Genomic DNA, 15693 nt, shown 5'->3' with positions numbered 1-15693 from the left:
TATGCTTACAGCAGAGCAACAGCAGCAGTGGTTAAGTTTTTGGATATTCATTTGGGTTGTAGTTGTAATTTTAGTAAGCGGCAGTCTTTGGAATAAAAAATTACCAAGTGTGGGTTTGCCACTGATTTATTTGCTCAATCTATCCATGCTCCACTTTGTTGGAGGGCTGATCTATTCTTTCCCCTGGTATAAACCCGATTCTGCTTATATACTAAATTCTGGTTTCTCTTTGACTAATACGTATCTTGGTTTTAACCAAACTGTTTATGGTGTCATAGGATTTGGATTGGGCAGCACTATCCTGGCGCCTTGGGTGCTAAAAGTGCTTCAACCTAGCTGGTTATATGAGATTCCTCGCCAACCGAACTTAAAACTTGCCAAAGCCTATATTGAACTAGGGCTATTCTTCACTTTTGTCTTATACCCTATTCTGGCTAGAATCCCTAGCTTCTCTGCCCTATCAACTTCAGGCATCTCACTGTTCATTGTGGGGTTATGTTTGGCTTGCTGGAAAGCTTGGTACATGGGTGATAAGCAAGCCCTTCAACTTTGGCTAGCGGTTACCTGCTGTCTGCCCTTATTTACCGTGTTGATTTTAGGCTTTATAGGTTTTGGTGCAGCAGCAGCTCTGGTTGTGCTGATTTTCGTGTTCATTTTTTATCGCCCGCGATGGAAAGTCATAATCATCGCATTACTGGCTCTAGTGTTTGGTTTATCCGTCTTTGTTACCTATTTCCGCGATCGCAATCAAATTCGGGCGAAAGTTTGGGGTGGAGAAAGTGCCTCTTCACGGGTTGAACAGTTGTGGCAAACAGCTAGTAGTTTTGAGTTCATTAATCTGTTCAAGCAAGAACATCTAGAATTAATTGATATTCGGCTGAATCAGAATGTACTGGTGGGCCAAGCTGTCAATTATATGTCTACTGGTCAGGTGAATTATGCTGGTGGCGAAACCCTTTGGCAGGCAGCAATATCAGTAGTTCCTCGTCTCCTTTGGCCAGATAAGCCAGTAGTAGGAGGTAGTGGGGATTTGGTGAGTACATATACAGGCCTGAAGTTTGCTGATGGAACCAGTGTAGGGGTTGGTTCGGTTTTAGAGTTTTATATTAACTTTGGTTCATGGGGCGTAGTTTTAGGATTTGTCATCTTGGGCACGGTGATACGTATCATCGATATCGTAGCTGGGAAAAAATTAATCTGTGGTAATTGGGTAGGCTTTACATCCTGGTTTTTACCTGGACTAGGCATGATTCAGCCAGGAGGTGCCTTGGCAGAAGTTGTAGCTACTACATCCGCATCAGTAGTATTAGTTTATATTATTAATCAATTTTACCTAAGTAAGGCTAGTGGAGAACAGAGGAGTTCACCTGAGCCATATACCTACTATGACTAAAAGCAAGCTCAACTTGACGAGAAATATATAGAGAACAAGCTGGAGTCATGCACCAACCTCAGTCTAGATACCACTGCCACTTCTGGCTACCCGACTTATTTAACAATACTGGAGGAATTCAACGTTACTCCAGCTTCTGTTTAAACGCATTCCAAACTCTCTACCCCAATTTTACCTACGACATTCTGATTAAGCACGATACTGTTGTCCCAACAAAATCACCTAATCTGTGCTTTCATCCGACTGGCAACTGGCCCTTATTCCTACGCACTCCAGCTTTCGCAACCCAAATAATTAGTCTTAGTTTTTGGCAGCGTCCAAACCTGATCCTCTCGACTCATCTCAACTTTAGTGTTACTGCTTACCTATTGAAACAGCTAATCGGCATCCCCTACTGGGTTGTAGCTCACGGAATTGAAGCTTGGAATATTCAGAAATCGACTTTACAAATAGCTCTCAAGCACGCTGACCGAATTCTAGCTGTTAGTCACTATACTCGCGATCGCCTCCTCCAAGAACAAGACCTTGATCCTGACAAAGTTGTAGTTCTACCCAATACCTTTGATGCCGATAATTTTAGGATTGCACCCAAGCCGACTATCCTTCTAAAACGATATGGCTTAAACCCTAAACAGCCTGTTATCCTCACTGTAGCTCGCCTTTCCACGAGAGAGCAGTACAAAGGCTACGACAAAATTCTGACTGCTTTACCCCAAATTCGTCAAGCTATCCCCGATATTCATTATGTTTTGGTAGGTGAGGGAGATGACAGACTCCGAGTTGAACAGTTAATTTCTCAATTTCAACTCCAAGATTGTGTAACTTTAACTGGCTACATTGGTGATAAAGAACTAGGTGACCATTACAATCTTTGTGACGTCTTTGCGATGCCTAGCAAAGGTGAAGGGTTTGGAATTGTCTATCTAGAAGCACTTGCCTGTGGTAAACCTACCCTTGGAGGTAACAAAGATGGGGCGTTAGATGCCCTCTGTCAGGGAGAATTAGGCGCACTTGTTGATCCGGATGATACAGAGGCGATTGCCCAAACTTTGATTCAAATAGTACAGGGAATTTATCCCAATCCCTTACTCTATCAACCAGAACAATTGAGAAGCAAGGTAATTGATCAATTTGGTTTTGACCGCTTTCAACACACTCTTAGTGGTTATCTAGAAAATTATTTTCAGTCTAGCTAATGTCAATTACCAAAAAAGTTTGCTGGGGTGAGAAACTTACCATATCCAACTGTTCTTTGTAGGACTGATGAATATCAACCTGTGGACAAAGGGAAGTAGATACCGCAATTACCACAATTAATGACTGGCGCCTCTGCTGTTCAACAATATCCTTGGGACAGAATAGCCACAAGGTTGATTGAAGTTTACCAAGCCATCCTTTCAGATAATACGAAAAATTATAATTACTTAAATTTATGTGTGGCATTGCCGGAGTTTTAACTACAAGGGAAATAAAAAACAACTTGGAACCCTTGATTTTGAGGATGCAAACCGCCCTACAGCATCGTGGGCCTGATGACCAAGGAATTTATATCTCCCCAAATAAACAAGTTGCTTTTGCTCATACTCGGCTTTCTATTATTGACCTCAGTACAGCAGGACATCAACCGATGTCTACACCTGACGGACGCTACTGGATTACTTTTAATGGGGAAATTTACAATTTTCAAGAATTACGAAATTCCTTAGAATCCCAAGGAGAGCAGTTTTATTCACATACAGATACTGAAGTTATTCTAAAACTTTACCAGCGTCAAGGAGCAGAATGTGTAAATAATTTGCGTGGTATGTTTGCCTTTGCTATTTGGGATAACCAAAAACAAACCTGCTTTATTGCCCGCGATCCTTTAGGCATTAAACCACTATACTATTGGCAATCTGGCTCAACTTTAGTATTCGCTTCAGAGATTAGAGCAATTCTAGCTTCTAAGCTGCCTACTATTGCCTTAAATCCACAGGGTTTATATGGTTATCTGCTCAGTGGGACAGTACCAGAACCTGATACCTTAATTGAAGGAATTCGCTGTTTAGAAGCTGGCCATTGGTTACATTGGCAGGCAGATAAACTAACCCAGCAGCAGTATTGGAAAATTAATTTTACGAATGAAACAATTTCTCTAACAGAGGCAAAGGTAAAAGTTCGTAATGCTCTTATTGATTCTATTAAAAATCACTTTATTAGTGATGTGCCAGTAGGGATATTTCTCAGTGGTGGTATTGACTCTAGCTCAGTTGTTGCTTTAGCACGCCAAACTCAAAAAGGTGATTTACGTACTTATTCAATTGCCTTTGAAGAAAATGAGTGGAATGAAGGGGCACTTGCTCAAAGAATTGCTAAAGAATTTGATACACATCATACAGAATATCAAGTTACAGCATCTTTAGGGCGAGAATTATTACCTCAATTTTTAGCTAGTATTGATCAACCTAGTATTGACGGTTTCAATACTTTTTGTGTCTCCCAAGTTGCCCATAAAGATGGGACTAAAGTAGTATTATCTGGATTAGGAGGAGATGAAATATTTGGTGGTTATAAAACATTTCAACAAATACCAAAAATGCTCCGTTGGGGTCAGCAATTACAGAAGATTAAACCAATCAGCACCAGCCTTGGTAGGAGTTTAGCTTCTTGGGGAAAATCGCCACGGCTGAAGCGGTTAGGAGATTTTTTACAGCAAAAGCCCACAACTGTAGGAGCTTACCGCAGTTTTAGGGGTATTTTCTCCCAAAGAGAAGCCGCGAAGATTACTCAGCATTACTGCAAAGATTCCTGGACTCAACCCCCAATTGGGGAAGGAGGTATTTTGCAGGATATAAACCTAACCACAAATCTGCCTACTTTAGAAGATGAAGTCAGTGTGTTAGAATTGACTTGTTATATGCGTAACCAGTTGTTGCGAGACAGCGATGTTATGAGTATGGCTAATGGTTTAGAGTTGCGAGTACCTTTAGTTGATCGTGTTTTACTCGAAGCGATCGCCTCTATTCCCAGTGCAATGCGCCTGGCGCCAAGTAAACAGTTATTAATCCAAGCCGTTTCTGAGTTACCAAGTTGGTTGCTTGATCGCCCAAAGCGAGGATTCTTTTTTCCTTTTCAGCAGTGGATTGATCAAGAGTGGAGTGATTATTTTCCATCCCATGAACTGAGCAAAGATATAGACCTAAAACTATGGTATCGCCGTTGGAGTCTGGCAATTCTTGACCATTGGTTACAGCAAATAACTGGGTAAAATAGCTTAATCAGTCAATAACAGTAATTTAAAAAGGGTTAGCTATGAATTTCAATCTAGCTAGATATATCCGATTAATCAAACAAGCTGTTACAGATTATAGATAGTTTTTATTCTATCTCCAAAGGATGGATTATAACCGAAAATATCGCATATTTGTATTATATAGCAGTCCTAAATCATGGTTGAACACAAAGATACCCGACTTCTCTAAGAAGTCGGGTATCTGAGTCCCTTTATGTTCACAAATCAAATAGAATTTAATCACATTATTTATATTAAACTATCTCATGCTTTACATAATTAATGTAATTGCATCTAAGGTCAAATTTTCGGGTAATTATGAAAATCCTACATATCATTCCTTCAGTAGCATCAGTGCGAGGTGGGCCCAGTCAAGCAGTACTGGAAACAGTTAAAGCACTGCGAAATCAAGGTGTTGATGCGGAAATTGCTACCACTAATGATAATGGTAATGATTTACTTGATTTACCTCTTGGCAAACTTATAGATTACAAACAAGTACCAGTTCAGTTTTTTCCTCGCTTTTCTCCTAAAGTTAACTCCATCAGAGAATTTGCTTTTTCTAGTCAGCTAACGAGATGGTTATGGCAAAATGTCTCTAATTACGACTTACTACACGTCCACGCTATTTTTTCCTATGCTTCTACGGCTGCAATGGCGATCGCACGTTTTCAGAATATTCCCTATATTGTCCGCCCCCTAGGACAACTCAGCGAATGGTCACTTCAACAAAGCGCTGGTAAAAAACAGATTTATCTCCATTTGATCGAACGGACTAACCTCAACCATAGTCGGGCGCTTCACCTTACCTCTCAACAAGAACAGCAAGAAGTTTACCGTTTAGCTCTGAGTGCCCCTAGCTTTGTTTTACCCCACGGACTCTCTATTCCTCCTCCCATTCCCCATGTCCGCTATCTACTTCGACAACACCTTAACGTCCCAGCAGATGAACCTGTGATTTTGTTTTTGTCTCGTCTTCATCCCAAGAAAGGTTTAGAGTATCTCATTCCCGCTTTAGGTAAACTCACTCATCACCGCTTTACCTTCGTTTTAGCAGGTAGTGGTTCACAAGAATACGAAGCGGAAATTGAATCGCTTTTGATTTCAACCGGCATTCGCTCACGCACTCATTTTGCTGGATTTGTGGCCGGGGAGACCAAAAACCTTTTCCTGCAAGGATCAGATTTATTTGCTCTCACATCCCACGCAGAAAACTTCGGACTCGCAGTCTTAGAGGCTTTGGCTGTAGGTGTTCCCGTTCTTGTTAGCCCTGGTGTGGCTTTAGCTTCTGTTGTACAACAACACCAATTGGGTTACATTGCAGAACTGGATGTCTTAGCGATCGCCTCTGCTATAGAACAATATCTCAGCCATCCCCAAGAGACTAAGGAAATGAGCGATCGCGCCCGTCAAGTAGTTATGGAAAATTATACATGGGATCGTGTAGCTCAGGAAATGGTTGTACTTTACGGAAAAATTATTAATAGCAACTAATTGTCTTTAATTTTTAATTTTTAATTTTTAATTTTTAATTTTTAATTCCCCGTTCGCCTTTGGCGTCCCGTAGGGAAGGGGTTGACCAAGTTATGAGTTCCTTACAGAAGCCATAACACAGAGTACACTATCATCTAATTACTTGTGCCTACATATTTACTAATGAAACAGCTAATTAAAATTTATCACAATGAATTTTAGACTACCAGTATCAGAAGACAAAAACCAGTTTTTCAATAGCTCCCGCTCTCAGCTTTTTGAGGTCATTAGAGCATTGGCAATTATTTGGATTGCTTGGTATCATGTAGACCAACTAATACTACCTATAAATCAAAATATTTTTAGCATTAGAACTTTAGCAAGTTTGGGTTATTCAGGCGTTAATATCTTTCTGCTATTGAGTGGAATTGGTTTGACATTAGGCATGAAAAAAGAGCGTATAGATTCTGCAATAGCCTGGAGTGACTTTCCCTGGAAAAAGTTTTTTCTTCGACGTTTTCTGAGAATATATCCTTTATATATAGTTGCTCATATTCTATTTTTTATCACCGGAGCGCTTGTTGGTAAATATTCAGATATGCCTTTAGACATAGGTTTTTTATTAAGCATAACGGGTTTGCGAGTATTTTTTCCCAAGTATTTTTGGTATGGGCCCGATGCTTTTTGGTTCGTTGGTTTAATTTTGCAGTTTTATTTCCTATTTCCAGTGTTATTTTTGTTAATGATAAAAATAAATATTAAAAAGTTTTTATTAATTACTTTTTTTATCTGTGCAATTTCAAGGCTAATCACTGCTGGTTCAGTAGACAATTATGTATTAATGTTAGGGCTAGCTCCTAATCGCTTGGCAGAATTTTGTTTGGGCATGACAATCGCCTATAATACGTCGATAGATAAAGGTTTGAATATCCAAAATATAACTCTCAAAAATCCACTTATTTGGATAACTTTTTTGGTATCCACAGTAGGAGGAATATTTCTTTACTGGACACCAGTATTACAAATTAAGACTATTGCCTTTGATTTAATTTTAGCAATTGCTGCCTTTACTGGCTTAACAATCATAGCTTTGATGTCTAGCTATATTTCTTACATTTATCAGATATTGGCTTTTTTAGGTAGTATTTCTTATAGCTTTTATCTACTTCATAGCCCTCCCATTCGTCCAGCATTTAGTGCCATGAAAGCTATTGGTATCCAAAATTATTGGGTAACTACGCTCATTTACTTGTCAAGTATTGTATTGTTTAGTTATATTCTAACATATTGTGAGTCTCGGTTATTTTCAAGGAAACGATAGATACCTCTAAAATACACCATCCCTACATAGATATCCTCAGAAAAAAGCCTTTTACTCAAAATTTAAAAACTAGTCAAATTCACTATGCAAACTCCTGCCAACCAATACGAATATTCCTACATAAATGGTAGTTATTTTGAACATCACCTTTATATGCTTCCTCAACTATTAGAGCTAATCTCACAGCAAAAATATGACATCCATACAAGAAAAAATTACACCACTGATTCTCACCTACAATGAAGCTGCAAATATTCATCGCACCCTCCAAAGTCTCCACTGGGCAAAAACAATAGTTGTCATTGACAGTTTCAGCACAGATGAAACTTTAGAGATTATTTACTCATATCCTCAAGTACAAGTTTTTCAAAGACATTTTGGTTCCTTTGCTACTCAATGTAACTATGGATTGGAAAAAATTACATCTGAATGGGTACTTTCCCTTGATGCTGATTATGTTGTCACTGATGATTTAATTAACGAAATTCTTGCACTGTCAGCAGTGCCAGATGTAGAAAGTTACAGCGTCAGATTCAAGTACTGTATCTTTGGTAGTCCTCTGCGGGGAACTCTACTTCCACCTCGGAAGGTACTGTACAAAAGAGATAAAGCGATTTATAAAGATGATGGACACGCCCATCGGGTTTGTGTTGAGGGTGAGTCGAGAATGCTCGATGCCTATATTCATCATGACGATCGCAAACCTTTAAGCCGCTGGCTGTGGGCACAAGATCGTTACATGGTGATTGAAGCTAAAAAGATCCTCGAAACACCAGTGAGTGAACTTAGCTTAAGCGATCGCATCCGCAAACAAAAAATTTTGGCTCCCTTAATCATCTTAGTCTACTGCCTGATCATCAAAGGCGGTATTCTTGACGGTTGGCAAGGTTGGTACTATGCATTTCAGCGTGTTCTAGCAGAAATTCTGCTGGCAATTAGACTATTTGAATACGAAAAATTGCCAAAGTCAGATGTGTGAAATTAAGTTATGAACCAATAGAAGAATTACCCATGACTTCCAACCTATTTGCCATAGATACTATTAAATATATCTGGTCACATCCTAACTGTAAACAGCAAAAAATCCAGTCAATTTTCAAATTTATTGGTTGGCAACTTTATAAACGCCTAACCCGGCGATATATTGATATTCAAATTATTCCAGGGGTAAAAATTCGCTGTCATCCAGATGGTTACTCTGCGGCTACCGCACTTTATTGTGGGCTATATGACTATGACGACATGAGTTTTTTGCTGCGATACTTACGCACAGGAGACTCATTTGTGGATATTGGGGCTAACGTGGGTATCTATACCCTGCTAGCTGCCTCTAAAATTAAATCTGGTTCAATTTACAGCTTTGAGGCACTCCCCAAAAATTTCACACGGTTGAAAGAAAATCTCACACTCAACCAATTTCGGCAAGTTAAACCTTATGCGATCGCCATTTCTGATTTTACCGGAAATACTGCCCTGAATCTGGCTGAAGGAAATTCCATGCCATTTATTACCTCAAGTGTAACTAACAAAACAATCACAGTTCCTACAGATACACTTGATCATCTCCTACCAGTTGAAATTATCCCTGAATTAACCTTAGTCAAAATAGATATTGAAGGAGCAGAACTCTTAGCAATGAAAGGGGCAATTTCTCTGCTAAAACAACAGCGTCCTCATGTTTGGATTATGGAGATTAATGATGCTGTAAATAATTTTGGTTACCAGAAGCAGGACATTGTAAATTTTCTCCAAGAATATGGCTACGGCTTGTACAGGTATAATCCTGAAACCAACCAAATTCATGCAATCACACTTGATCAACAACAAGGAAATAATGTTTTAGCGATCGCTAATTCTGCTCTAGATTTCGTTGGCCAGCGGCTGAATAAATAGCAATATAAATTTATCAAAATTAATCAGATGAATATTCTCGGAATTAACGCTTATCACGGTGATGCTTCAGCTTGCCTCGTCCAAAACGGTCAACTGATTGCCGCAGTTGAAGAAGAACGCTTTAATAGAGTTAAACATTGGGCTGGATTTCCCGCAGAATCCATCCGCTATTGCCTGAAAGTTGGTGGTATTAGTGGAGCAGAACTAGATCATGTGGCACTATCTTTCAACCCCAAAGCCAACCTTAATCGCAAACTTCTTTTTACCCTCAAACAACGTCCTTCTCTATCGTCACTTCTGGATCGGTTTAACAAACAAAGTAAATCTGCCAGCCTCCAGCAACAGTTAGCAGAGGCTTGCCATAGTTCACCCTCCGAGATTCACGCTACTATCCATACACTGGAACACCACACAACTCACCTAGCTAGTGCCTTCTTCGTTTCTCCCTTTGAAAAAGCTGCCATCTTATCTGTTGACGGTATGGGAGACTTCGTGAGTACACTTTCAGCAGCCGGGGAAGGGAACCATCTACAGTATTTCTCTCGCACCCACTATCCTCACTCCATTGGTTATCTTTACAACGCCATCACCCTCTACCTAGGCTTTCCCGCTTATGGAGATGAATATAAAGTCATGGGATTGGCTCCTTACGGAGAACCAGAATATTTAGAAGCCTTCCGGCGAGTTATTTATCCTCAAGGAGATAGCTTTGAGTTGAATCTGGATTATTTCACTCACCATGAGCAAGGAATTGCTATGAAGTGGGAAAATGGCGCCCCCAGGGTTGAACCATTCCACAGCCCAGAACTAGAAAAATTATTGGGCCCGGCGCGACATTCAAAAGCGGAAGTTACCCAGAAGCATCAGAACATTGCAGCTTCTGTGCAAGCGGTGACAGAAGAGATTATTTTTCATATACTCAACCAATTAAGCGATCGCTACAAAAGTGAAAATCTTTGTTTAGCCGGCGGTGTGGCGATGAATTCCGTAGCCAATGGCAAAATTACTCAAAATACTCCCTTTAAGCAAGTCTACACCCCAGTCGGGGCTGCTGATAATGGCACATCAATCGGTGCAGCCTTCTTTGTTTGGAATCAATTACTCAAGCAACCACGTCAGTTTGTTTTAAATCATGCCTATTGGGGTTCAGAGTTTTCTGATGAAGAATGCTTGTTAGCATTGCAGTCTCACGATCTGCAACCTAAACACCTAGAAGAAGAAGCACTACTACACCAGGTTGTTGATGCCCTTTGTGAGGGTAAAGTCGTCGGCTGGTTTCAAGGGAGGATGGAATTTGGTGCCAGGGCATTAGGCAATAGATCCCTCATTGCTGATCCGCGTCGTGCTGATATGCGGGATATAATCAACCTCAAAATCAAATTCCGGGAAAAGTTCCGCCCCTTCGCCCCCAGTATTCTCGAAGAAAAAGTAGGTGAATATTTTGAAATTGACGCACCGGCGCAATTTATGGAAAAAGTCTTTAAAATTCGGCGCGAAAAAAGAGAGCTAATTCCTGCTGTCACCCATGTTGATGGCACTGGGCGCTTACAAAGTGTTAGTCGCCAAACTAATCCCCGCTATTGGGACTTGATTAATACCTTTGCTCAACGCACTGGCATTCCCCTGATTTTAAATACATCCCTCAATGAAAATGAACCCATTGTCCGCACTCCGACAGAAGCCATCCAGTGCTTCTTAAGAACGCAGATGGATGCCCTAGCTTTGGGTTCTTATTATGTAGAACGCAAGAATATCAAATCAAAATCTATGATTTAAATTAAAAACTGCTCTTTCTGAAGCTGTAGACAAGAGCAGTTTTAAAGAAAAATTTCCCAACTAATAAATTTAGGCATCCTCTAGTTCAAGTTGAGCCACCGTCACCGCATTAACGGCGAAAGCCAAAACTAAGGGCATGGGACACTTGAGCAAAAATGTAGAAACGACAGATAGTACTGTGATAGCTACAGCCGACATCGACCACAATCTTTCTTCAATAGTTAATCCGTTTTCCGCTTTAATCAATCTCAGAACATGAACCGGAATTGGTTCAGGCATTACTCCTCCAGGAGGGAAAGCCCAGTAGTTGTTACGCCGCTCGACAAATAACTCTGTCCAGCCATTTTCTTGACACCAGTCTTCGATCCACTTGAGAGAGTAATGATTCATCATCGTTCGTACTAATTGCGGTTGTTGAATTTGTGTAGTTGGTTAATATAATTAACTGACGGCTATAACATTCAAACTAAATCGACAATTATTAAGCTTCGTTAAGCAGTTGAGACATCCAGATAAATTACCCACGCTCAAACACTGCTTACCTTAATTAACAGACTAACAGTTGAGAGTAGCTGTTTGCTGGAAACGACAATAAACTTTACCTAAAAATAGCTATATTAATAATTGTAAATAAGTTATTGAGTGATTGCTAAATGCTGGATTTCTGAATACATATAACTTCAGAATCAAATTTTCAAGTCAAGAAATGTAAACAGAATTGAGCAGCGTTTGTTTACCCAATATTAAACATTTTCTTAGCAAAAAATCAACCGACATCATTTAAGTAAAGCCGATTTCATCAGGTTTATAGCCTCCTTTATATTGTGTAAAATCTAACCATGCTTTTTAATCTAAAACATCAGCGGATCTGTGATATCATTTTTTAAGAAGAAAATTTATTATATTTTTCTAAAGATTTTAATTAGCCCCTCTTTGACAACAAGCCAAGTTGTTTCTTACAAAATGTTAAGCAAGTGATGGCACTGGCAACTAGATACAATGGGTTAAGCTTAAAAGCATTAAACACCAAATCGGCTACAGAATATGTCTTGGCGGCAAGGGTTGGCATTACTTTTAGGAATTATCGTCTGGTGCGTGGCTGCTCCCGCACTAGCAGACTGGACTCATCCACTGTCATTTAGCAATGCAGAGTTGGGAAGACACGACTTTTCTGGTCAAACTTTGCAAGCTGCTGAGTTTTCTAACGCTAATCTGGAACTAGCCAACTTTGCAGGCGCTGACTTGCGGGGAGCCGTTTTTAGTGCTTCAGTCATGACAAGAGCGAACCTCCACGGGGCAGATTTAACTAATGCGATGGTTGATCAGGTAAACTTGACTAGGGCAGATTTAAGTGATGCCGTTTTGACAGAAGCCCTTTTACTCCGCGCTATCTTTACCGATGTGAACATCAAAAATGCAGATTTCACCGATGCAATTTTGGATCGGGCGCAGATTAGGGAGCTATGTGAAAAAGCCAGTGGTGTAAATTCTAAAACTGGTGTGGAAACTCGTGATTCTTTGGGATGTCGATGAAACTTGTTGGTATAATTGGCGGCGGGCAACTTGCCTGGATGATGGGGGATGCAGCAAAAAAGCTGGGAGTGGAATTAATAGTACAGACTCCTAGTAAAGATGATCCAGCTGTGTCCATTGCTCAGGAAACGGTTTTCGCCGCAGTTGATGACGCCGATGCCACTAAAATTTTAGCCGCAAAATGCGATGTCATCACTTTTGAAAATGAGTTTGTTAATCTCAATACTTTATCAGTTCTAGAAGCTCAAGGCGTTTGCTTCCGTCCCGGATTGACAGCTTTAGCACCGCTGCTAGATAAATATCACCAACGCTGCTATTTACGGGATTTGGGATTGCCTGTACCCAATTTTTTCGCCCTTGAACAGCAGGAAGACATCAAATATCAAATAGAATATCTGGGTTTTCCAGTTGTGTTAAAATCCCGACGCCACGGTTATGATGGTCAGGGTACTTTCATAATTGATGATTTAGCTAAATTACAGCAAAAGCTGAATTCGGGCAACACAAACTCAAGTGTGAATCAATCACTTTTTTTATTAGAAGAATTTATCCCCTTTGAAAGGGAATTGGCAATAATTGCTGCCCGTTCTGTAAATGGGGAAATTGTCACTTACCCAGTTGTGGAAACCCTACAAGAACAACAGGTATGTCGGCGGGTGATTGCACCAGCGAATATTACACCCGATCAAATAGCGGTAATTGAGGCGATCGCCCATACTCTATTAAATAGCCTGCAAGTAGTGGGAGTTTTTGGCATTGAGCTATTTCTCACCGCCGATGGTAAGGTGCTGGTAAATGAAATTGCCCCCCGGACTCACAATTCTGGGCATTTTTCCCTTGATGCTTGTGAAACTTCTCAATTTGAGCAACAGCTGAGAGCCGTTTGTGGTTTACCCTTAACCTCTCCTGCTTTGCATTGTCCGGCTGCGGTGATGGTAAACCTCCTAGGGTACGAAAATTCCCACAGCGACTACCAACACCAACGCCAACAACTAGCCGAGATTCCCCACGCTCATGTCCACTGGTACGAGAAGGCAGAATCTCGCCCTGGGCGTAAGTTGGGACACGTCACCGTCTTGCTAGAGCAGCAAAACCGGAAAACAGAGAATGCCATCTCCATCGCCCAAACTATAGAATCTATCTGGTATCCAGCTTAAATTTTCCAGAAATTTTCCCTATTCAACACACAACCCATTTTTGAAAGCTATAATGAGTTAGTTGCACTACGACGTTGGTGACTGCCAACAAGTTTTTTGATCTATGTCTTTAAAGAAAAGGGAATTAACAGTTTTCGTGGCAGTATACCGGGCATGTACCCGGAAACTTTAAACGAGAAAGATCAGTTCCCACCTGGTTTAACCAGGTCATAAACTTCGGCAAGACGGCGTCGCGGTGAACTCAAAATTTTAAGCTCTCGAAGTTAAGTCAAACTTGAGAGCTTTAATTATTAAAGATTGCAAATTCAATATCCTTGGCGCCAGTTCACCAAAATATCGCCGAAAGGTGCGGCAAGATAAAGTATATAATCTGTATAAATTAACTCTTAATTTAACTAGCCTTCAGCGTTAAGACAGCAAAGCTGGGTTAAATTGTGCTTAAAGCTACAAAAAATTGACACAACAAATAATTAATACCGTGTTTCCAGCCTCGGTTTTCCAACTAGACAGCGGTTTAACTTTTATTCATCAAGAGATTCCCACTACCCCTGTAGTTGTGGCGGATATTTGGGTACGTGCTGGAGCCACCATGGAGCCAGAACCCTGGTTTGGTATGGCCCACTTTTTAGAACACATGATTTTTAAAGGTACGGCAACCTTAGCCCCTGGAGTATTCGATCATACTATTGAAAATAGTGGTGGTATGAGTAATGCCGCTACAAGCTATGATTACGCCCATTATTCCCTGACGACAGCAGCCCCTTACTTAGCAGATACTCTACCCCAACTAGGGGAAATGTTGCTGAATGCGGCAATTCCTGAAGATGAATTTATCCGCGAGCGAGATGTGGTGCTAGAAGAAATCCGCTCTTGCTATGATAATCCCGACTGGCTAGGATTCCAATCTCTCCTCAAGAGCATCTATCGAAACCACCCTTACGGACGTTCTGTGCTGGGTACTGAGCAAGAACTCATGCAGCAGTCACCAGAAGCTATGCGCTGCTTTCACCGCGCCCACTACCAACCGGAAAACATGACGGTGGTGATTGTGGGGGGAATTGCTCAACAGCCGGCTTGGGAACTGGTAAATCGCACATTTGCAGATTTTGCCCCTCGCGCTGATTGTCCCCAGTGCGTTGAGGTGCAAGAGCCAATCATTACAGGAATTCGCCGCCATGAGTTGATTTTACCCCGGCTAGAGCAAGGGCGGTTACTGATAGCATGGACAGCACCAGGAGCAGAGGAACTCCGCACATCCTATGGTTTAGAATTACTATCGGTGTTACTAGCAGAAGGACGGACTTCCCGCTTAGTCAGCGATTTGCGGGAAGAAAAACAACTGGTACAGGGAATTTGTAGTAATGTTTCCCTGCAACAAGAATCAAGTTTATTTACAATCACTGCTTGGTTGGAGCCTGAATATTTGGAGCGTGTTGAGTTCTTGATTTGCGCTCATTTGGATAAATTGCAAAATACAGAGATTACCGAGCCAGAACTTGCTCGCATCCGCAGATTGCTGTGTAATGAGTATGCCTTTTCTACGGAAACACCAAATCAACTCACTGGGCTTTATGGTTACTACAATACGATCTCCCAAGTGGAGTTAGCCGTTACCTATCCCCAGCAAATTTTGTCCTTTGATGCCCAAGAACTGCAAAAATTAGCTAAAAAGTATCTTTCACCGCAAAATTACGCTGTTACTATACTTAAACCCTGTTGATTGACTAGTGTAATGACCGTGACTATTTTAGACTTTAGATTGGGAGCTATTTACTAGTAACCAATAAACTAGACAAAGCTAGACATATATAGAAAAACTTTGACTACCTCTTATTTTCTTTTCCCTTGCCTTTGATTAAATTACTATTAGCTTTTA

Annotated in this window: 12 protein-coding genes and 1 other RNA gene; 12 read left to right on the top strand and 1 reads right to left on the bottom strand. The window is 40.7% G+C overall.

The window, feature by feature from the left end; translation table 11 throughout:
• Nucleotide 1 precedes the first annotated feature (1 nt).
• From H6G32_RS07830 to H6G32_RS07795, 8 genes are all read left to right on the top strand, one after another.
• Nucleotides 2-1393, top strand: a complete 1392-nt coding sequence (locus tag H6G32_RS07830; RefSeq protein ID WP_190457043.1) for a hypothetical protein — start codon at nt 2-4, stop codon at nt 1391-1393.
• A 47-nt stretch (nt 1394-1440) separates the two neighbouring features.
• On the top strand, nt 1441-2589 hold the full coding sequence (locus tag H6G32_RS07825; RefSeq protein ID WP_190456813.1) for a glycosyltransferase: 1149 nt from the start codon (nt 1441-1443) through the stop codon (nt 2587-2589).
• A gap of 236 nt (nt 2590-2825) precedes the next feature.
• Complete coding sequence (asnB, locus tag H6G32_RS07820) at nt 2826-4640, top strand: asparagine synthase (glutamine-hydrolyzing) (protein ID WP_190456811.1); 1815 nt, start codon at nt 2826-2828, stop codon at nt 4638-4640.
• Between the two features lie 342 nt (nt 4641-4982).
• Nucleotides 4983-6158: a glycosyltransferase gene (locus H6G32_RS07815; protein WP_190456809.1), complete on the top strand. Its 1176-nt coding sequence runs from the start codon at nt 4983-4985 to the stop codon at nt 6156-6158.
• A 190-nt stretch (nt 6159-6348) separates the two neighbouring features.
• Nucleotides 6349-7458, top strand: coding sequence for an acyltransferase family protein (locus tag H6G32_RS07810; protein ID WP_190456807.1), 1110 nt, complete (start codon nt 6349-6351; stop codon nt 7456-7458).
• Nucleotides 7459-7651: 193 nt separating this feature from the next.
• On the top strand, nt 7652-8437 hold the full coding sequence (locus H6G32_RS07805; RefSeq protein WP_190456805.1) for a glycosyltransferase family 2 protein: 786 nt from the start codon (nt 7652-7654) through the stop codon (nt 8435-8437).
• 32 nt (nt 8438-8469) lie between these two features.
• Nucleotides 8470-9351: an FkbM family methyltransferase gene (locus H6G32_RS07800; protein WP_190456803.1), complete on the top strand. Its 882-nt coding sequence runs from the start codon at nt 8470-8472 to the stop codon at nt 9349-9351.
• Between the two features lie 27 nt (nt 9352-9378).
• On the top strand, nt 9379-11127 hold the full coding sequence (locus H6G32_RS07795; protein WP_190456801.1) for a carbamoyltransferase family protein: 1749 nt from the start codon (nt 9379-9381) through the stop codon (nt 11125-11127).
• Nucleotides 11128-11196: 69 nt separating this feature from the next.
• On the opposite strand, the gene H6G32_RS07790 is transcribed toward H6G32_RS07795, so the two are convergent.
• Complete coding sequence (locus H6G32_RS07790) at nt 11197-11520, bottom strand: hypothetical protein (RefSeq protein ID WP_190456799.1); 324 nt, start codon at nt 11518-11520, stop codon at nt 11197-11199.
• Nucleotides 11521-12171: 651 nt separating this feature from the next.
• Between H6G32_RS07790 and H6G32_RS07785 the strand changes: the two genes are divergently transcribed.
• The 4 genes from H6G32_RS07785 to H6G32_RS07770 all read left to right on the top strand — a co-directional run bounded on the left by H6G32_RS07785 (nt 12172) and on the right by H6G32_RS07770 (nt 15537).
• Entirely contained in the window at nt 12172-12660 is a 489-nt protein-coding gene (locus tag H6G32_RS07785; protein WP_190456797.1) for a pentapeptide repeat-containing protein, read from the top strand.
• Complete coding sequence (locus tag H6G32_RS07780; protein WP_190456794.1) at nt 12657-13817, top strand: 5-(carboxyamino)imidazole ribonucleotide synthase; 1161 nt, start codon at nt 12657-12659, stop codon at nt 13815-13817. Before H6G32_RS07785 ends, H6G32_RS07780 begins: the two co-directional genes overlap by 4 nt.
• Nucleotides 13818-13877: 60 nt before the next feature.
• A non-coding RNA gene (gene ssrS, locus H6G32_RS07775) (6S RNA) lies at nt 13878-14060 on the top strand.
• A 235-nt stretch (nt 14061-14295) separates the two neighbouring features.
• The gene (locus H6G32_RS07770; RefSeq protein ID WP_190457041.1) at nt 14296-15537 is read left to right on the top strand and encodes a M16 family metallopeptidase; all 1242 of its coding nucleotides are present in this window, start codon (nt 14296-14298) and stop codon (nt 15535-15537) included.
• The last annotated feature ends 156 nt before the right edge of the window (nt 15538-15693 follow it).

It is taken from the genome of Cylindrospermum sp. FACHB-282 (assembly GCF_014697195.1).
GTDB lineage: Bacteria > Cyanobacteriota > Cyanobacteriia > Cyanobacteriales > Nostocaceae > Cylindrospermum.
This window is presented reverse-complemented; position numbering and strand designations above follow the sequence as displayed.

Excerpts from the sequence above, each read along its gene's own strand:
- H6G32_RS07795 (WP_190456801.1), top strand. The coding sequence starts at position 9,379 with ATGAATATTCTCGGAATTAACGCTTATCACGGTGATGCTTCAGCTTGC.
- H6G32_RS07815 (WP_190456809.1), top strand. The coding sequence starts at position 4,983 with ATGAAAATCCTACATATCATTCCTTCAGTAGCATCAGTGCGAGGTGGG.
- H6G32_RS07805 (WP_190456805.1), top strand. The coding sequence starts at position 7,652 with ATGACATCCATACAAGAAAAAATTACACCACTGATTCTCACCTACAAT.
- H6G32_RS07785 (WP_190456797.1), top strand. The coding sequence starts at position 12,172 with ATGTCTTGGCGGCAAGGGTTGGCATTACTTTTAGGAATTATCGTCTGG.
- H6G32_RS07800 (WP_190456803.1), top strand. The coding sequence starts at position 8,470 with ATGACTTCCAACCTATTTGCCATAGATACTATTAAATATATCTGGTCA.
- H6G32_RS07790 (WP_190456799.1), bottom strand. The coding sequence starts at position 11,520 with ATGATGAATCATTACTCTCTCAAGTGGATCGAAGACTGGTGTCAAGAA.
- asnB (WP_190456811.1), top strand. The coding sequence starts at position 2,826 with ATGTGTGGCATTGCCGGAGTTTTAACTACAAGGGAAATAAAAAACAAC.
- H6G32_RS07825 (WP_190456813.1), top strand. The coding sequence starts at position 1,441 with ATGCACCAACCTCAGTCTAGATACCACTGCCACTTCTGGCTACCCGAC.
- H6G32_RS07780 (WP_190456794.1), top strand. The coding sequence starts at position 12,657 with ATGAAACTTGTTGGTATAATTGGCGGCGGGCAACTTGCCTGGATGATG.
- H6G32_RS07830 (WP_190457043.1), top strand. The coding sequence starts at position 2 with ATGCTTACAGCAGAGCAACAGCAGCAGTGGTTAAGTTTTTGGATATTC.
- H6G32_RS07810 (WP_190456807.1), top strand. The coding sequence starts at position 6,349 with ATGAATTTTAGACTACCAGTATCAGAAGACAAAAACCAGTTTTTCAAT.